Here is a 16,177-nt window from a genome sequence, read left to right on the forward strand (position 1 = left end):
CCAGGGCGGGAAGCGCAAACTGAGCGAGTTATGGCGGCTATTTTGCCGCCAATTGTTCACCTTCGCAATCATAAGGTGTTGTTTAAGTGCATTCTGATATTTCGCTTTTGGGTTGTCGCCGAACGCCGTGCCCGATAACCTCTTCTTAACATATCAATATGACACAAGATCGGGCGAGCGTTTGAGCGAGAAAATCGGCTGGATAGACAACCTGCGGGCGATGGCGTGCATGATGGTGGTGATGATCCACGCCACCACCTATTACGTCACCAACGGCGTGGCAATAGGGTTGCACAACTGGGACATCGCCAACGTGCTGAACTCGCTGTCGCGCGTATCGGTGCCACTGTTCTTTATGATTTCCGGCTACCTGTTCTTCGGCGAAAAGAGCGCCGGCCGCCGGCATTTCACCCGCATCGTCAGCTGCATTCTGTTCTACAGCGCCATTGCGCTGATCTACATCGCGGCTTTCACTAAGATCGGTTTCTGGCCGTCGCTGCGCGGCATGTTGCAAAAGCCGGTGTTCTATCATCTGTGGTTTTTCTACGCTATCGCGGTGATTTACCTGCTGTCGCCGCTGATCAGCGTCAAACCGGTGTCGCGCCGCTACCTGGCCGCCGCGCTGGTGGTGTTGGCGGCGATCGCCAACCCGAATACCGATAAGCTGACCTTCGGCAACGCGCACCTGCTGCCGGTTAACCTGTATATCTACGGCGATACCTTCTACTACCTGCTGTATGCGCTGGCCGGGCGGGCGATTGGCATGATGGAGGCGCGCGGGCGCGCCGTGGGCTGGCTGGCGGCATTGGGATTTGCGCTGTGCGTGGCGCTGATCGCTCGCGGCACCAAACACCAATTGTTCATCAACGGCAACTTCGCCGATACCTACTACATCTACAGCGGCCCGCTGGTGTTTATGGCGGCGGTGGCGCTGCTGGTGTGGGTGAAACACTGTCTGCCGCAGCCGATCGGTTGGTTGAGCGCGTTTTCCCGCCATTCGCTGGCGATTTACGGTTTTCACGCCCTTATCGTCAACGTGATGCGCAGCCGGCACCTGGACTTCACCGGCCACCCGCTGCTGGATATCTTCTGGGTGTTCGGCGTGGCGCTGGGGCTCAGCCTGCTGCTGTCTGTCGGCCTGCAGCGGCTGGATACCCGCCGGCTGGTGTCATAGCGGCGAGTGCTGACGCTGCTGGGCGCGGCGCAGCTGCCGCCCGGAAGAAAAACCGGCCGCCAGCGCGGCCTTCTCCAAGCCATACCCTTGCTGCAGGCGCTGTTGCGCCACCGCCAGCCGCAGCTGCTCATGATATTCCCGCACGCTGATGCCGACGTGGCTGCGAAACAGCCGCGCCAGGTGGCGGCTGCTGACGTGCGCCTTCTCCGCTATCTGCGGCACCGACCAGTCGGCCTCCGGCTCGGCGGCCATCACGTCCTGCGCGCGGTGCACCGCCGGGTGCAGGTGGTTGCGGTAGCGCAGCCAGGGCGACAGCTGCGGATCGTCCCCGGCGCGGCGGAAATAGACCACCATATCGCGGGCGACGTCGCGCGCCCGGCCGGAACCGCAGTGGCGGTGGACCAGGTGCAGCGCCAAATCGATGCCGGTGGTGATGCCCGCGCTGGTGTAGACGCCGCGATCTTCGACGAAGATACGGTTCTCTTTCACCTGCGCCGCCGGCGCCTGCCGGCGGATACGTTCGATGACGTCGTGGTGGGTAGTGCACTGATAGCCGTCGAGCAGCCCGGCCTGCGCCGCCAGCAGCGCGCCGGAACAGATGCACACCAGGGTGATGCGCTGCCGCTGCAGGTCGGGCCGCAGCGTCGCCAGCCAGCGGCGCGCCTGCTCGGCCTCTTCCCCGGCGAAATAGCGCTGCGAATCGCCGACGCCCGGCAGCACCAGGATGGCGCCGTCTTCCAGGCGCTCGGGCAACGGCTGCAGGCCGCTCAGCGTCATGCCGATGGAGCAGACGATCTGCGGCGCCGGGCTGAGATAACGCAGGGTGAACTGCCCGGCGAGGCGCAGGGTTTCCGCCGGGCCGCTGACGTCCAGCGACAACACGTTGGGCAACAGCAGAAAATAGACGGCCTGCGACATGGTTACTCCTGTGCGAGTTGCGCCAGCGCCTCATCCACGCTGGCGATGCGGGCAAAACGATCGACCAGTACGGTTTCAGTATGCCGTTTCAACTGCGCGGGGGTAAAGACTTCGCCGTCGGGATGGCGCATCGGGAAGGTCAGCGTCGCCTCGGTGACGAAAGTCACCCGATAACCGAGATCGGACGCCACCCGGGTGGTGGTTTCGCAGCACTGCTCGGTGCGGATGCCGGAGACGATCAGGTGGTTGATATTCCGTTCGCGCAGCCAGGCGTCGAGGCCGGATTCGGTCAGCGCATTGTGCACATGCTTATGCACGGTGATATCCGCCTGGTGGGTGAGGAACGGCAGGCGCTGCACATGGCCTGAAGCCAGCGAGAAAGGCCCCTGCGGCGAAACGTGCAGCACGTCGACCAGGGCCGCGCCGCGCTGTCGGCAGCCCGCAATCAGGCGGGTCAGCGCCTGTTGAAACGCTGGCAGATCGTCCTCCTGCCAGAATGGACGGTGCTGGAATGATTGCTGGACATCGATGATCAATAACGCGCTCTGTGACATTTTCGGCCCTCCGCCAGTGTGTGTAGCGACCATCTTGCGCCGCTACTGACTCTGGCAGAAGGCCAAAAACGGCCATCATGATGACAACAGCGGACCGACCTTAGGCTTTGCTCACCTGGCCGGCGACCAGGCGCCCCTGATGGAAGGTGGCGTTGCGCGCCGGCAGACGGGCGACCGCCTCGGCGGAGCAGCTGGCGTTGACCAGCACGAACTCGGCGGCATCGCCGGCTTTCGGCCAGGCGCGCTGCCCCTTATCGTCCAGCGGAAGCACGCCGCCGGTGGAGATGGCCATGGCGCGCGACAGGTGATACTCGTCGGAACCGCGGTACAGCTGGGCGTACAGATTGGCCTTCTCCAGGATGTCGCCGGTGCCGAACGGCGACCAGTGGTCGATCACGCTGTCGGTGCCGGTCATCACGAACACCCCTTTCTCACTGAGCTGTGGCAGCGGCATCATCAGGCCGCCGATTGGCACCGTGGAGGCGATGGTGATCTGCTGCGCCGCCAGCCGGGTGGCGGTTTCCGCCAGTTCGCCCGGCGTCAGGGTGGTCAGGGCGAAAGCGTGGCTGATGGTGACCTTACCGCGCAGCGCCGGGTTTTTCTCCACGGTGGCGATCATGTAGTTAATGGCGGCGACCCCGGCCGGGCTGGTTTCATGCAGGTGGATATCCACGCCTTTGCCGGTATCGAGGGCGATCTGGAACATGGCGTCCAGCGATTTCTCCATCGCGCCGTCGACGTTGGTCGGATCGAGCCCGCCGACGTACTGCACGCCCATCTGCATCGCTTCGCGCATCAGCGCATCGACCCTGGAGTGCAGCAGGCCGTGCTGCGGGAAAGCGACGATTTCACAGCTGAAGTCCGCCCGGTGGTTTTCCAGCGCGCGCTGCAGGTGCTCCAGGCTTTTCAGGCCGCTGACCGGATCGATATTGCAGTGGCTGCGCGCCACGGTGCTGCCTTTGGACTGCAGCAGGGCGATCAGATTTTCCGCCCGCTGCTGTGAGGTGGGCAGCAGTTTCGGGATCAGCGTCTGCTCCAGCGCGATCATGTCCATGATGGTTTTGCCCTGGCGCGGGCGCGGCGCCTGCCACGGGCCGCTGTAGAAGGTTTTGTCCAGGTGGATGTGCATATCGCGAAACGCCGGCAGCAGCAGCTGGCCCTGCGCCTGATAGCGGGGCACGCCGGCGGGCAGCGCGGCGTTGGCGGCATGAATGGCGGCGATCTTGCCGTCTTTGATCTCAAGCGTATACAGCGCGGTGCGGGTGCCGATCACCGTTTCGCCGTCGTATTCAAAGCCGTCTTCGAGCCGCACCTCACTCAGGCAGTAGTGGCGATCGGTCAGGGTCATCGGCGTTGGCGCACATTGCCCGTCGCCCGGTGACGCGGCCTGCGCCATGCCGCCGGTCAGGCCGATCACCGCGCAGGCGGTGGTGAGTTTGCCGGTTTGGCTGAGGAAGGCTCTGCGGCCCGGTTGCTGAGGGTTTTCCACGTTCGGTTCCTTAATCCAGAGGTGAGGGAGTGAAAACATCCCCCAATTTAGGAGAGGAACCGACCGGTTGGCAGCGACATTTGCCACTGGTGACTATTCGATTTGGTAATGATCGGCGTCTGCCGGCGGAAGGGTGCTCTTGGCTTGCTCTTTCGCAGCTTTAATGGCTACATTTGTAGTCATTAAAGCTACATTGAGGTCAGCGTGATGCACGATCCGATGCTCGAATTACTGTTCAGCGAATACCGTAGAAAAGTGCTAAGCCTGCTGTTTATTGAAGCCGGGCAGGCGTTTCATGTGCGAGAAATTGCGCGGCGCACCGCAACTCAGGCCGGGACTTTACATAAAGAGTTGAGCCGGCTGGCTGAAGGCGGCATCTTGCTCAGGAAGCGGCAGGGCAACCAAATTTGCTATCAGGCTAACGCCGATTGCCTGATTTTTCCCGAGCTGGCGGCGATTTTCCGCAAGACCTGCGGCCCGGCTGCGCGCTTACGGCAGGTGCTGGCAGGATTTGGGGAGGACATTGAACGGGCTTTCATCTTTGGTTCCGTCGCCAGCGGCAAAGCGACGGCGGCCAGTGATATCGATGTTCTGATCGTCGGTAAACTGTCTTTTGCGGATGTAATTCAGGCGGTTTATCCGCTGCAGGCAACGCTGGGTCGGGAAATTAACCCCAAACTGTACTCGCCGGAAGAGTGGCGAGCGGCTTTGGCCGAGAACTCCGCGTTTATTCAGGACATTATGCAGAAACCCCAACTCTGGATTGCGGGAGACAAGGATGACGCTGGACAATCTGGTCGGGCTGGGACTGGAGGTGATAACGCCTGACGCGGGGGCGATTAAAAAATTGCTGGCCGCCGCCGCTCGCAACCGACGCGATGCGGGTATCACTCAGCTCAGCAATGAGAGCCGTTTCGACATGGCATATAAGGCGGTCATGCAAATGGCTAATGCCGCTTTGCACGCCAAGGGATACCGTACGCTGACCAGCAGGCTTGGTCATCACCAGACCATGATCCAAACGTTGCCGCTCACTGTAGGGTTGCCGCGCGAGGCAATGATCTGCCTGGATGCATTGCGAAAACAGCGCAATGTGGCGGATTACTCCGGTGATTTGGTGACGGATGCGGCGGTACAGGCTTGCCTTGAGCAGACAGAAGCGCTGTGGGTACGGACTATCGACTGGCTGCAGCGCGAATATCCGCAGATAGTGGCGTAAGTGGTCTCATTTCAACCCGCAAAACACCGTTAGCCGCTGGGCCAGCGCCAGCGTGGCGGCGGGGGCGCCGTCGCGGTAGTAGAGCGCCAGTTCGAAGCTGTCTATCGGCGGTAATCCTTCGGCCTCACCCAGAACCCGGTGCGCGGGCAGACGGCAGCCGGCCGGCAGCAGGGTGACGCCCAGCCCGGCGGCGGAAGCGGCGGTCAGCGCCGCCAGGCTGGCGCTGCTGTAACCGATGCGCCAGCGTTTGCCGAGGGTGTCCAGCGCCTGGCACAGCTCTTCGCGGTACAGGCCGTTGAGCGGAAACACCGCCAGCGGCACCGGCGATTGCTCGATGGCCGGGAAGGCCAGGCTGTCCAGCCACAGCAGCGGTTCCGGCCGCGCGGCGCGCGGCGGTTGCCGGCGGCGCTGTTTCACCAGGATCAGATCCAGCTCTTCACGCGCGTAGGCGCTGTGCAGATCGGCGCTCAGGCCGCTGGCGACGTCCAGCCGCAGGTGCGGGTGCTCACGGCTGAAGTCGGCCAGCAGCTCGGTGGTGGGCACGGCGAAATCTTCCGGCATGCCGATCCGCAGCACGCCGTCGCGCCAGATGCCGGTCAGCGCGTCGTGGGCTTCTTCATTTAGCGCGATAATGCGGCGCGCGTAGCTCAACAGCTTGACGCCTTCTTCGGTCAGCAGCACCTGATGCGAGGAGCGCTCAAACAGCGGCTTGCCCAGCATCTCTTCCAGCCGGCGTACCTGCTGGCTAACGGTGGACTGCGACAAAAACACCCGCTCTGCGGCGCGGGTGAAGCTGTTGCTGTCGCATACGGCGACGAAGCTGAGCAGCAGCTGCGGATTGAACATCGGGTAGCGATTCATTTTCCCACTGTTGGCTATTTTATTATTTAATTTCCCAATACTAGCGGCGTTGCCTACAGTAACGCAACGCTGCGGCGATCGCGCTGTGACGCCGCACTCTTCATTTCGCAGTACCAGGAATATACCTTGTTAAATCATTCTGTTAATTCACCTTCCTCGCGCCGCTGGTTCAACCCCCTGTTGCTGGCGCTGGTGTTGATCGGCCTGAACATGCGGCCGCTGTTGACCTCGATCGGCCCGTTGCTGCCGACGCTGCGCCGGGCTACCGGGCTGAGCTTTGGCGGCGCGGCGCTGCTGACCACGCTGCCGGTGCTGATGATGGGGCTGATGGCGCTGGCGGGCGGCGCGATCAACCGGCTGTTCAGCGAACGCAGCGCCGTGACGCTGAGCCTGCTGGCGATCGGGCTGGGCGCGCTTTGGCGCGAATTGGCCCCCGGCAGCGTGCAACTGCTGATGAGCGCGGTGCTGGGCGGGCTCGGCATCGGGGTGATCCAGGCGGTGATGCCCGGCATCATCAAGCATCATTTCCTCAACAGCATGGCGCTGGTGGCCGGTCTGTGGTCGGCGGCGCTGATGGGCGGCGGTGGGTTGGGGGCGGCGATCACCCCGTGGCTGATGAGCGTAGGGCACGACTGGCACAGCGCACTGGCCTGGTGGGCGTTGCCGGCGCTGGTGGCGTTGCTGGCCTGGTGGCCGGTCAGCCGCGGGCTGTCTCGCCTGGGCGCGGCGGGCGAAAACCGCGGGCCAGGCCTGCTGCGCAACCGGCGCGCCTGGCTGCTCGGCGCCTATTTCGGCCTGATCAACGGCGGTTATACCAGCCTGATCGCCTGGCTGCCGCCGTATTACATGCAGCTCGGCTGGCAGCCGCAGGCCAGCGGTTCGCTGCTGGCGTTGATGACCTTTGGCCAGGTCGTGGGCGCGCTGCTGTTGCCGGCGCTGGCGCGCAATCATGACCGGCGGCCGCTGCTGTTGCTGGCGCTGATGATGCAACTGATCGGCTTTATCGGCCTGATTTACCTGCCGCAGACGCTGCCGTGGCTGTGGGTGTTGGTTTCCGGGCTGGGGCTGGGCGGCGCGTTCCCGCTGTGCCTGGTGCTGGCGCTCGATCACCTGCACCAGCCGGCGGCGGCCGGGCGACTGGTGGCCTTTATGCAGGGCGTCGGCTTCCTGCTGGCGGGTGTGACGCCCTACCTTTCCGGCCTGCTGCGCGACTACAGCGGCGGCTTCGTGCTGGACTGGCAGATCCACGCGCTGCTGGTGGTGGTGTTGATCGCCATCACCTGGCGCTTCCATCCGCACAGCTACCGACGGGCGTTCGCCGAATAATATTTCTGTCATTGCCGCTCCCTATAGTGACGTTGCTTTTACTTCTGGGCGATAACAACGAAAAGGGACAATGACATGCACAACACCAAAACCCGGCTGGCGCTGCTGGTCGGCTGCATGGCGCTGAGCGCCAACCTGTGGGCCGACGCGCAGCCGGTGCAAGCGACGCTGGCCGGGCATGCGCTGCTGCCGGTAAAATCCGCCGTTTCCACGCCGAAGGACGCGCCGAGCGATCTGCAACAGAGCGGCAAATACACCAGCGGCAAACGCGTCACCGAGCTGGGCAGCGTGGCGGGCAAATCCGCCGATCGCCTGACCGGCCTCGGCCTGCCGATCAGCGGTCAGCCGCTGCAGGGCCACTCCGGCATCAAGCACATGCCCGACGGCACCTACTGGGTGCTGACCGACAACGGCTTCGGCAGCAAGGCCAACTCGCCGGACGCCATGCTGTACCTCAACCACTACAAGATCGATTTCAAAGACGGCACGGTTGCGCCGCTGAAGACGGTGTTCCTGCACGATCCGGATAAAAAGGTGCCGTTCCACATCATCAACGAGAGCACCGAGAAGCGTTATCTGACCGGCAGCGATTTCGATCCGGAAAGCTTCCAGTTTGCCGACGATGCCTTATGGATCGGTGAAGAGTTCGGGCCTTACCTGATCAAGGCCGACCTGAACGGCAAAGTGCTGGCGGTGTTCGACACCCAGGTGGACGGCAAGGTGGTGAAATCGCCGGACAACCCGACGCTGATCCTGCCGGGCGCGCCGGACGGCAAACAGAACTTCCAGGTGGCGCGTTCCAAGGGCTTTGAAGGCATGGCCGCCTCGCCGGACGGCAGCAAGCTGTACCCGCTGCTGGAAGGCGCGCTGTGGGACGGCGAGCAGTTCGAGAACGTCGGCGGTAAACGCTACCTGCGGGTGCTGGAGTTCGATGTCAAACAGCAGGCCTGGACCGGCCGCAGCTGGCAGTACGTGCTGGAAGACAACCAGAACGCCATCGGCGACTTCAACATGATCGACGCCACCCACGGGCTGGTGATCGAGCGCGACAACGGCGAAGGCACGCCGGACAAAGCCTGCGCCGCCGGTGCGCCGACCGACAACTGCTTCAGCCAGGTAGCCAAGTTCAAGCGGGTATATAAAATCGCCTTCTCGGACGCCAACGTCGGCAAACCGGTCGAAAAACTGGGCTATATCGACCTGATGAACATTCAGGATCCGAACAAGCTGGCGCGCAAGCCGCTGAACGACGGCGTGCTGACCTTCCCGTTCTTCACCATCGAGAACGTGGACGTGGTGGACGCCAACCACATCATCGTCGGCAACGACAACAACTTCCCGTTCTCCTCCAGCCGCCAGCCCAATATGGCGGATGACAACGAGTTCATCCTGCTGGACGTGAAGGATTTCCTGAAGTAGCTCCCCCCCGGCCGCCGAATCGCCGGCGGCCGCACGATTTCCCGCTTAGCGCAGCGAACAAACTGCGCTATAATCAGCGCCTTGCTTCTTCTCTTCTCCAAGGAAGATCCTCGTCCCCGGTGGGGCGGCCGGACTTCAAATCCGGTTGGGGCCGCCAGCGGTCCTGGGCAGGTTCGACTCCTGTGATCTTCCGCCAATCAATATCTCCCAATCTCCTCTGTGATTGTCGGCTCCGGTAGAGTAAGTTTGCTTCTTTCGCTTTGTGATAGCGCAGCTTGCGTGGGTAGAAGAAACGTTCATGAAGAAGGACTATGAGGCAGTAAGCCGTTGACGTAAAAACCGCTTACGCGGCCTTTTTATTTCTGAGAAACAGGGCAAGCAGATACAGGGCGCCCAGCGGCAGGGCCATGACATAACAGAATGCATAATACAGGATCAGCACGCCATTTTTGCCTATGGTATCGGCGAACAGTCCGCGGTGCCAAAATTCTTCACTCGTGAACTGCAGGGCGGCCATTTCAGTGCCTTTTTTAGCACAGGGATACAGTAAAAAGCTCAGGATGGAGAGGATCAACGAAAGTGCGATATTCACCATGTCCTGGAAAGAATAGATGTAATAAAGCGCGATAAAAAAGTAAGTCACGCCCCACACCTGACTTTTCCAATAATACGCTTTGGTCATTTGCGCCTCCCTGGGCATGAGTTCCTTTCTGTTTCGTGCTTGGCGAAATGGAATACCGATGCCATTGCCCGCGTCGCGCGGTTTACCCAAGGCGTCTGAGTATGCGCAGGGCTTCGGCAAAATGCCATATTACCGGCTTATCTGGCAGGCGTATTTGGGTTCTGCAGCGAGCGTCCCTCTCCCCAACACATAGCCCCCTCACTCCCGCTGCAAAAAGAACTGCTTGATGGTCTGCCGCAGCCAGCGGTGCGCCGGATCGCGATCCAGGCGCGGGTGCCAGGCCTGGACGATAAACACCGATTCCAGCTCGAGCGGCAGCTCGAGCTCCGCCAACGGCAGGTGGATGTTGCTCACCCCCTGCAGCACGTGGCGCGGCAGCGGCAGGATAAAGTCCGATTTCATGGTCAGCATCATCGCCGAATGAAAGCCCGGCAGGGTCAGGGCGACGTTGCGCTGCAGGCCGAGATCGCGCAGCGCGTCGTCGATCGGCCCCTGCGTGCGTCCGCGGCGAGAAACGCTGATATGCGGGTAATGGGTCAGGGTTTCGGGCGTTACCCGGCCGATGATCGGGTGCCCAGGGCGCACCAGCGCCTGAAAGGTGCTGGTGAACAGGCTCTGCGTCTTGATTTCCGGGTGCCAGTCGCGTGAGGAACCGATCACCAGATCCACTTTGCCGCTGCGCAGCGCGTCATCCTCGCCGTCGCTTTCGGCGATGAATTTCAGGCCGCTCAGCGGCGCCGATTCCCGCAGCGTCTCCAGCAATCCGCCCGCCAGCGCGCCGATAAAGATATCGTTGGCGCGAATGGTGAAGGTTCGGGTCAGCTTGCCGGGTTCGAACGCATCACTCGGTGCGATCAGCGCAGTGGCCTGCTCGATGATGTCGCCGAGCTGGCGTTTCAACTCCAGCGCACGCGGCGTCGGCACCAGATGCTTACCGGCTCTGACCATGATCGGGTCGTCGAACTGCCGGCGGATGCGCCCGAGAATGCGGCTCATTGCCGGCGCGCTCAGATTCATCTTCTCGGCGGCGCCGCTCACGCTCCCTTCTTCCAGCAGCAGATTCAGCGCATAGATCAGGTTGAAATCAATTTTTTGCGGCATGGCCTCTCCGGGGGGGGGCGCTCAATGGGTTGCGTTTTGTGCAACTAGTTAATTACATCATTTCATTTTAAACAATCGAAATAACTCCGGATACTGCCCACGACAACAAAGATTGAGGCTGAAACAGCAGGAGTGGGGAATGGTTGAGGTGTCTGTTACGCCGCACCACAAAAATCGATGGCTCGCCAGCGCCGGTGAAATCAACGGCCGTACCTGGCTGGGGTTGTTCGGCGTGTTTTTGGCGGTGATGGCCAGCGGCGTGGGGGAAAACGCCAGCAAGTTTGCGCTGGCGGATATACAGGGTGGCATGCTGCTGAGCTTCGATGCCGGCAGCTGGCTGACCACATGCTACGTCACCGGCTTTGTGATCGGTTCCGGGTTCACGCCCTGTTTTTGGCCGACCTTTTCGCTGCGCCGGGTGGCGTTGACGATGTGCGGCATTTACCTGGCCGGTGGACTGTTGACGCCCTGGTTGGGAGATCAGTATGGCGTGCTGCTGGCGGTGCGCAGCCTGCAGGGCTTCGCCGGCGGCGCGTTGCCGCCGATGCTGATGACGGTGGTGCTGCGTTTTATGCCGCCGCTGATCAAGGTGCTGGGGCTGGGTGCCTACGGCTGGGTCTCGGCCTGGAGCGCCACGCTGGGCGCTACCGCCGCCGCCTTTGCCTTTCACTGGGGCTGGAGCGGGTATTTCTACTGGAACCTGCCGCTGATGGCGATCGCCGCCGTGTGCATCGGTTACGGCCTGCCGCAGGATCCGCTGCGGCTGGAGCGCCTGCGGCAGTTCAACTGGCGCGGCCTGCTGCTCGGCGGCATGGCGCTCGGCATGTTGACGGTGGGCATTTCACAGGGGGAGCGCCTCGACTGGCTGAACTCGCCGCTGATCTACGTTTTATTATTGGGCGGCGGCGGATTATTGGCGTTATTTCTGATTAACGAATGGTATCACCCGCTGCCTTTTTTTAATTTGCAGCTATTAAGCAAAAGGAATTTGTCTTTCTCCTTAATTACGCTGGGTGGCGTGCTGTTAATTATGGTGTCGCTGGTTAATATCACGTCGGGATATTTAGCCGCGATTCAGGGTTATCGTCAGGAACAAACCTCCGACTTAATGCTGTGGGTCGCATTGCCGCAATTAATTACGCTGCCGATCGTCGCCATAATTTGCAATACGCCGCGGGTGGATTGCCGCTGGGTGCTGGCGATCAGCCTGCTGTTGATGGCCACCGCCTGCGTGCTGGCGGCTCAGCTGACGCCGGAATGGAACGGCGACACGTTCCGCGTCATCGCGCTGTTGCAGGCGGTCGCTCAACCGATGGCGATCATCCCGTTGCTGATGCAGGCGACCGGCGGGCTGTTGCCGACCGACGGGCCGTTTGCGGCGGCCTGGTTCAACGCGGTGAAAGGTTTCGCCGCCACCGCTGCCGGCGGCGCCATCGCGCTGCTCAGCCGGCAGCGCGGGGATTATCACGCCGGTACGATCGCCGACGGCTTCGGCTCGGCCTACAGCCGCGCATCGGGGTCGGCGGAGCAGCTGGCGCAGCTTGCCGCCCGGCAGGGCCACGTGCTGGCCAGCGCCGATCTTTATCTGTTGGTTGCCGGCCTGGCGTTATTACTGACCGCGCTGATTTTAGTTATGCCGACCCGTATTTATCCGCCGCGTTCGGTCGCTGCCTGACATTTTATCATCAGAAATAAATATTAATTGGAGTCACTTTTATGGCTAACAAGAAAGTCGCCGTCGCCGTATTGGCGGTTGCCGTCATTACGCTGGGGTTATTAATCAATAAGTTCTTTATTAAAGAGACACAGCAGAATACCAACGACGCCTATATTCGCGCCGATATCTCGCGTATTTCTCCGCAGATTGCCGGTGAAATTGCGCAGGTGTTGGTCAGGGACAACCAGTGGGTCAAACAGGGGGAATTGCTGGCGGTGATCGATCCGCGTGAATTCAACGTCGCATTGGCGCAGGCGACGGCGCAGGAGCAATCCGCCCGCGCCCGCCAGGACGACGCCAGGGCCAACCTGACCCGACAGAGCGCGCTGATCGCCGCCGCGCAGGCGGAGCGGCAGGCGGCGCAGGCGGAGCTGGCGTTTGCGCGCCAGGAGCAGAACCGCTACCAGAGAATGGCCAGCAGCGGCGCGGGTTCACAGCAGGCGGCGCAGCAGGCGACAACGCGAGTGCACACGCTTTCCGCCAATGTGGCGCAGGCGGAGGCGACGCTTAAAGCGGCGCGAAACATGGAGCAGGTGCTGCAAGCCAAGCTGGCGGACAGCGATGCCGAGCTGATGCTGGCGCAGGCGAAGAAAGCGATGGCCGAGCTGAACCTGTCTTACACCCGCATCACCGCGCCGATCGGCGGCGTGATCGGCAAGAACAGCCTGCGGGTCGGGGAGTTCGTCAAACCGGGCGATGCGCTGCTGGCCATCGTGCCGCAGGACAAGCTGTACATCATCGCCAACTACCAGGAAACCCAGCTGGAAAACATTGCGCACGGGCAGTCGGTAGACATCCATATCGATACCTTTCCCGGCCAAACGCTGAAAGGGCAGGTGGACAGCATCGCGCCGGCTTCCGGCGTCAGTTTCGCGGCCGTGGCGCCGGAGAACGCCACCGGCAACTTCACCAAGATCGTTCAGCGCATCCCGGTGAAAATTGTATTTGATATCAACAAAGAGCACGCCGCTTTGTTGAGCGCCCTGCGCGTCGGCATGTCTGCGGACGTCAGCATCAATACGCTGGACGGGGGCCTGCAATGAACAGAGCCGTGATCCCGCTGCTGTTGATTGCGCTGAGCGGCTGCCGGGCGGTGGGGCCGGACTACGCTCGGCCGCAGAACGCGCTGCCCGAGAGCTGGGGTGAGCAGGCCGGCGGCGGGGCGCTGCCGGTGGCCTGGTGGTCGATATTCAACGATGCGTCGCTGTCGCAACTGGTGCAGCGCGCGGCGGCCGGCAACCTGGATCTGCAGCTCGCCACGGCGCGCATGCAGCAAAGCCGCGCCTTGCTGGGCGTGACAGAGGCGGCGCTGATGCCGGATCTGAGCCTGGACGGCGCCTATCAGCGCCAGCGCGCCACCTCGGTGGGCAGCATGGATCCGTCCGGCAACGGCGGAGAGGCGGATTATAACCTCTGGCGCGGCGGATCCAGCGCCACCTGGGAGCTGGACATGTGGGGCAAGCTGCGTCGCGCGTCGGAAAGTGCGCGCGCCGGCTTTGCCGCTTCGCAGGAGAACCGGCGCGCACTGCTGACGTCGGTGACGGCGGAGGTGGCGAGCGACTATCTACGCCTGCGCGCCACGCAGCAACAGCTGGCGGTGGCGCAGGAAAACCGCGCCACGGCGCTGCGCACGCTGCAGCTGACGCAAAGTCGTTATCAGAGCGGCGCGGGCAACGAACTGGATGTCGATCAGGCGCAGGTGCAGTTGGCGCAGGTGGATGCCCTGCTGCCGACGCTGTTCGATAGGCAGGAACGCTTGATCAACGCCATCAGCCTGCTGTTGGGCGAGCGGCCGGGCGCGCTGAAAGCGATGTTGGCGCCGACGAAGCCCCTGCCGACGCTGGCGCGCGCGGTGCCGATGGGCGTGCCGTCGGATCTGGCGCTGCGCAGGCCGGATATTCGCGAAGCGGCGGAGCGTTTGCATCAGGCAACCGCCGAGATCGGCATCGCCACCGCCGACTACTATCCGCGCATCACGCTGACCGGCAATGCGGGCTATCAGGCACTGGCACTGGCGGATATGGGCAGTTGGTCCACGCATACCTTCGCCATCGGCCCCGCCCTGTATTTGCCGCTGTTCGACGGGGGGAAAATCACCCAACGGGTGCGCCTGAGCGAATACCGGCAGCAGGAAATGGCCATCGCCTACCAGCAAACGGTGTTGCGCGCCTGGCACGAGATCGACGACGCGCTTTCCGGCTATCGCGCCCAGCAGCGCCGCCAGACGCACCTGACCGAGGCGCTGGCCGCCAACCGACACGCGTTTGCGCTGGCGCGCGACAGCTATCTGAACGGTGCGAGCGATTTTATCCACGTTCTGAGCACGCAGCGTGCGCTGCTGGATCTGCAGTCCGCGCAAATTGTTTCAGAGGAGGAGACGGCGATCGCCGTGGTGAATATCTATCGAGCGCTGGGCGGCGGCTGGGAACACACCTACCCGTCGGCGGCGCCACAGGAGAAGGCTGATGCACAACACGCTGAATAAGATTGTCGACGAGATGCTGGAAAGAGACACCCGCCGCAAACGGGAGGCCCGGGTGAGCGCCGTGCGGCAAGTCACCGCCCGGATCCGCCGCATCACGTTGAGCGGCGACGATGTGGATAAGTTTATCGCCGATCCGCGCGCGCAGGAGCCGGCCAGTTGGGTCAAAGTGTTCTTCCCGTGGCGCGACACGCTGGCCGGACGGGCTTACACCCTGAGCGGCATCGACAAACTCGCCCGCACTTTCGATATCGATATGGTGCTGCACGGCGAAGGCCCGGCGTCGAACTGGGCGCGCGACGCGATGCCGGGCGACAAGCTGGGGTTCGCCGGCCCTTGCTCCGGCGGCTTCCGGTTGTTGCCGCAAACTCGCTGGCTGCTGTTGCTGGGCGATGAGACCGCGTTGCCCGCCATGCGCACCATTCTCGCCTCGCTGTCCGACCCGTTGCCGGTGCTGTGGTTCGCCGAAGTGGGCGATGCGCAGGAGATTCAGGATGTCGATTATTCCTTTTTGCAGGTGAACAGCTGGCAAATTCGCACCCGACATTTTGACAGCGTGATGAACAGCCCGCTGGTGCAGGCCGTCAGCCATTGCGAACTGCCGTCCGGCGAAGGGCAGGTATGGCTGGCCTGCGAACACCAGATTGCCGCGTACCTGAAGGCGCGCTTTATCAACGAAATGGGTATCTCCCGCGCTGCGCTGTTTGCCAAGGGGTATTGGAAAAAGGGCGAAGCCAACTTCAAGGGCGCGATTTAACTCAGGCAAGTGAGGATGGTTATGATTGAGAGAGTGTTATTGGCGGTGGACTGCTTTGAACACAGCGGCAATGCCCTGGATTTTATGGTGCGCCTGCAAGGCAGCATCGGCGACGTGATCGTGCTGACGGTGGTAGACAATGCCTTTACGCTCAGCCGCAGCGGCCTGCGTTTCGACAGCGATGAGCGCGAGGAGTATCCCGCCGCGCAACGGGAAGAAGCGCTGGCGGAAAAGCAGGTCGGTCAGGTGACGCGGGCGCTGAAGCAGCAGGGTTTCAACGCCCAGGGCTTGCTGGCAGCGGGGACGCCCATCGAGGTGATCCCGGAACAGATGGCGCTGTTCAACTGCGATTTGCTGATCATCTCGCACCGCCACCTGTCTTCGTTGGGGCGCTGGCTGAACGCCTCCGTCACGCGCGGCCTGCTGGATGAGATTGGCCAACCGGTATTGGTGATCCCGCGCTAAGCCGGAGGGGGAT

At 62.3% G+C, this 16,177-nt stretch carries 16 protein-coding genes and 1 tRNA gene; 11 read left to right on the forward strand and 6 right to left on the reverse strand.

Features of this window, described 5'->3' with window-relative positions:
• The first annotated feature begins 181 nt into the window (after positions 1 to 181).
• Positions 182 to 1,174: an acyltransferase gene (locus QMZ29_RS12095; RefSeq protein WP_197835789.1), complete on the forward strand. Its 993-nt coding sequence runs from the start codon at positions 182 to 184 to the stop codon at positions 1,172 to 1,174.
• Here QMZ29_RS12095 and QMZ29_RS12100 read toward each other — a convergent pair.
• The 3 genes from QMZ29_RS12100 to QMZ29_RS12110 all read right to left on the reverse strand — a co-directional run bounded on the left by QMZ29_RS12100 (position 1,169) and on the right by QMZ29_RS12110 (position 4,135).
• Entirely contained in the window at positions 1,169 to 2,092 is a 924-nt protein-coding gene (locus tag QMZ29_RS12100) for a GlxA family transcriptional regulator (RefSeq protein ID WP_141996943.1), read from the reverse strand. The genes QMZ29_RS12095 and QMZ29_RS12100 overlap by 6 nt on opposite strands.
• 2 nt (positions 2,093 to 2,094) lie before the next feature.
• Positions 2,095 to 2,646, reverse strand: coding sequence for a cysteine hydrolase family protein (locus tag QMZ29_RS12105; RefSeq protein ID WP_261426335.1), 552 nt, complete (start codon positions 2,644 to 2,646; stop codon positions 2,095 to 2,097).
• Between the two features lie 100 nt (positions 2,647 to 2,746).
• The gene (locus tag QMZ29_RS12110) at positions 2,747 to 4,135 is read right to left on the reverse strand and encodes an amidohydrolase family protein (protein ID WP_261426331.1); all 1,389 of its coding nucleotides are present in this window, start codon (positions 4,133 to 4,135) and stop codon (positions 2,747 to 2,749) included.
• Positions 4,136 to 4,342: 207 nt separating this feature from the next.
• Between QMZ29_RS12110 and QMZ29_RS12115 the strand changes: the two genes are divergently transcribed.
• Positions 4,343 to 4,963 carry a nucleotidyltransferase domain-containing protein gene (locus tag QMZ29_RS12115; RefSeq protein WP_261426324.1) on the forward strand — a complete coding sequence of 207 codons (621 nt, stop codon included), beginning with the start codon at positions 4,343 to 4,345 and terminating at the stop codon, positions 4,961 to 4,963.
• Positions 4,914 to 5,354, forward strand: coding sequence for a hypothetical protein (locus tag QMZ29_RS12120; protein ID WP_060434876.1), 441 nt, complete (start codon positions 4,914 to 4,916; stop codon positions 5,352 to 5,354). The genes QMZ29_RS12115 and QMZ29_RS12120 overlap by 50 nt, the downstream gene beginning before the upstream one ends.
• 6 nt (positions 5,355 to 5,360) lie before the next feature.
• On the opposite strand, the gene QMZ29_RS12125 is transcribed toward QMZ29_RS12120, so the two are convergent.
• On the reverse strand, positions 5,361 to 6,215 hold the full coding sequence (locus QMZ29_RS12125; protein WP_164099870.1) for a LysR family transcriptional regulator: 855 nt from the start codon (positions 6,213 to 6,215) through the stop codon (positions 5,361 to 5,363).
• 126 nt (positions 6,216 to 6,341) lie between these two features.
• On the opposite strand from QMZ29_RS12125, the gene QMZ29_RS12130 reads away from it, so the two are divergent.
• The 3 genes from QMZ29_RS12130 (at position 6,342) to QMZ29_RS12140 (ending at position 9,156) form a co-directional block, all read left to right on the forward strand.
• Positions 6,342 to 7,541: a cyanate transporter gene (locus tag QMZ29_RS12130; RefSeq protein ID WP_282980711.1), complete on the forward strand. Its 1,200-nt coding sequence runs from the start codon at positions 6,342 to 6,344 to the stop codon at positions 7,539 to 7,541.
• Between the two features lie 75 nt (positions 7,542 to 7,616).
• Positions 7,617 to 8,960: an esterase-like activity of phytase family protein gene (locus QMZ29_RS12135; RefSeq protein WP_261426320.1), complete on the forward strand. Its 1,344-nt coding sequence runs from the start codon at positions 7,617 to 7,619 to the stop codon at positions 8,958 to 8,960.
• Between the two features lie 101 nt (positions 8,961 to 9,061).
• Positions 9,062 to 9,156: transfer RNA gene (locus QMZ29_RS12140), tRNA-Sec, on the forward strand.
• Positions 9,157 to 9,303: 147 nt separating this feature from the next.
• Here the strand turns inward: QMZ29_RS12140 and QMZ29_RS12145 are convergent.
• Together QMZ29_RS12145 and QMZ29_RS12150 are read right to left on the reverse strand one after the other, a co-directional pair.
• Positions 9,304 to 9,642: a colicin E1 family microcin immunity protein gene (locus QMZ29_RS12145; RefSeq protein WP_033645080.1), complete on the reverse strand. Its 339-nt coding sequence runs from the start codon at positions 9,640 to 9,642 to the stop codon at positions 9,304 to 9,306.
• 198 nt (positions 9,643 to 9,840) lie between these two features.
• The gene (locus QMZ29_RS12150; RefSeq protein WP_025304814.1) at positions 9,841 to 10,743 is read right to left on the reverse strand and encodes a LysR family transcriptional regulator; all 903 of its coding nucleotides are present in this window, start codon (positions 10,741 to 10,743) and stop codon (positions 9,841 to 9,843) included.
• A 139-nt stretch (positions 10,744 to 10,882) separates the two neighbouring features.
• On the opposite strand from QMZ29_RS12150, the gene QMZ29_RS12155 reads away from it, so the two are divergent.
• The 5 genes from QMZ29_RS12155 to QMZ29_RS12175 are packed head-to-tail and all read left to right on the forward strand — an operon-like array spanning position 10,883 to position 16,164.
• The gene (locus QMZ29_RS12155; RefSeq protein WP_016929546.1) at positions 10,883 to 12,418 is read left to right on the forward strand and encodes an MFS transporter; all 1,536 of its coding nucleotides are present in this window, start codon (positions 10,883 to 10,885) and stop codon (positions 12,416 to 12,418) included.
• A gap of 41 nt (positions 12,419 to 12,459) precedes the next feature.
• Positions 12,460 to 13,503: an HlyD family secretion protein gene (locus tag QMZ29_RS12160; protein WP_060434858.1), complete on the forward strand. Its 1,044-nt coding sequence runs from the start codon at positions 12,460 to 12,462 to the stop codon at positions 13,501 to 13,503.
• Complete coding sequence (locus QMZ29_RS12165) at positions 13,500 to 14,945, forward strand: efflux transporter outer membrane subunit (RefSeq protein WP_025304816.1); 1,446 nt, start codon at positions 13,500 to 13,502, stop codon at positions 14,943 to 14,945. Before QMZ29_RS12160 ends, QMZ29_RS12165 begins: the two co-directional genes overlap by 4 nt.
• On the forward strand, positions 14,926 to 15,699 hold the full coding sequence (locus tag QMZ29_RS12170; protein WP_025304817.1) for a siderophore-interacting protein: 774 nt from the start codon (positions 14,926 to 14,928) through the stop codon (positions 15,697 to 15,699). The genes QMZ29_RS12165 and QMZ29_RS12170 overlap by 20 nt, the downstream gene beginning before the upstream one ends.
• Positions 15,700 to 15,720: 21 nt before the next feature.
• Positions 15,721 to 16,164: a universal stress protein gene (locus QMZ29_RS12175; RefSeq protein WP_060434948.1), complete on the forward strand. Its 444-nt coding sequence runs from the start codon at positions 15,721 to 15,723 to the stop codon at positions 16,162 to 16,164.
• Positions 16,165 to 16,177 lie beyond the last annotated feature (13 nt).

Source organism: Serratia sp. PF-27, assembly GCF_030053255.1.
GTDB classification, from domain to species: domain Bacteria; phylum Pseudomonadota; class Gammaproteobacteria; order Enterobacterales; family Enterobacteriaceae; genus Serratia; species Serratia bockelmannii.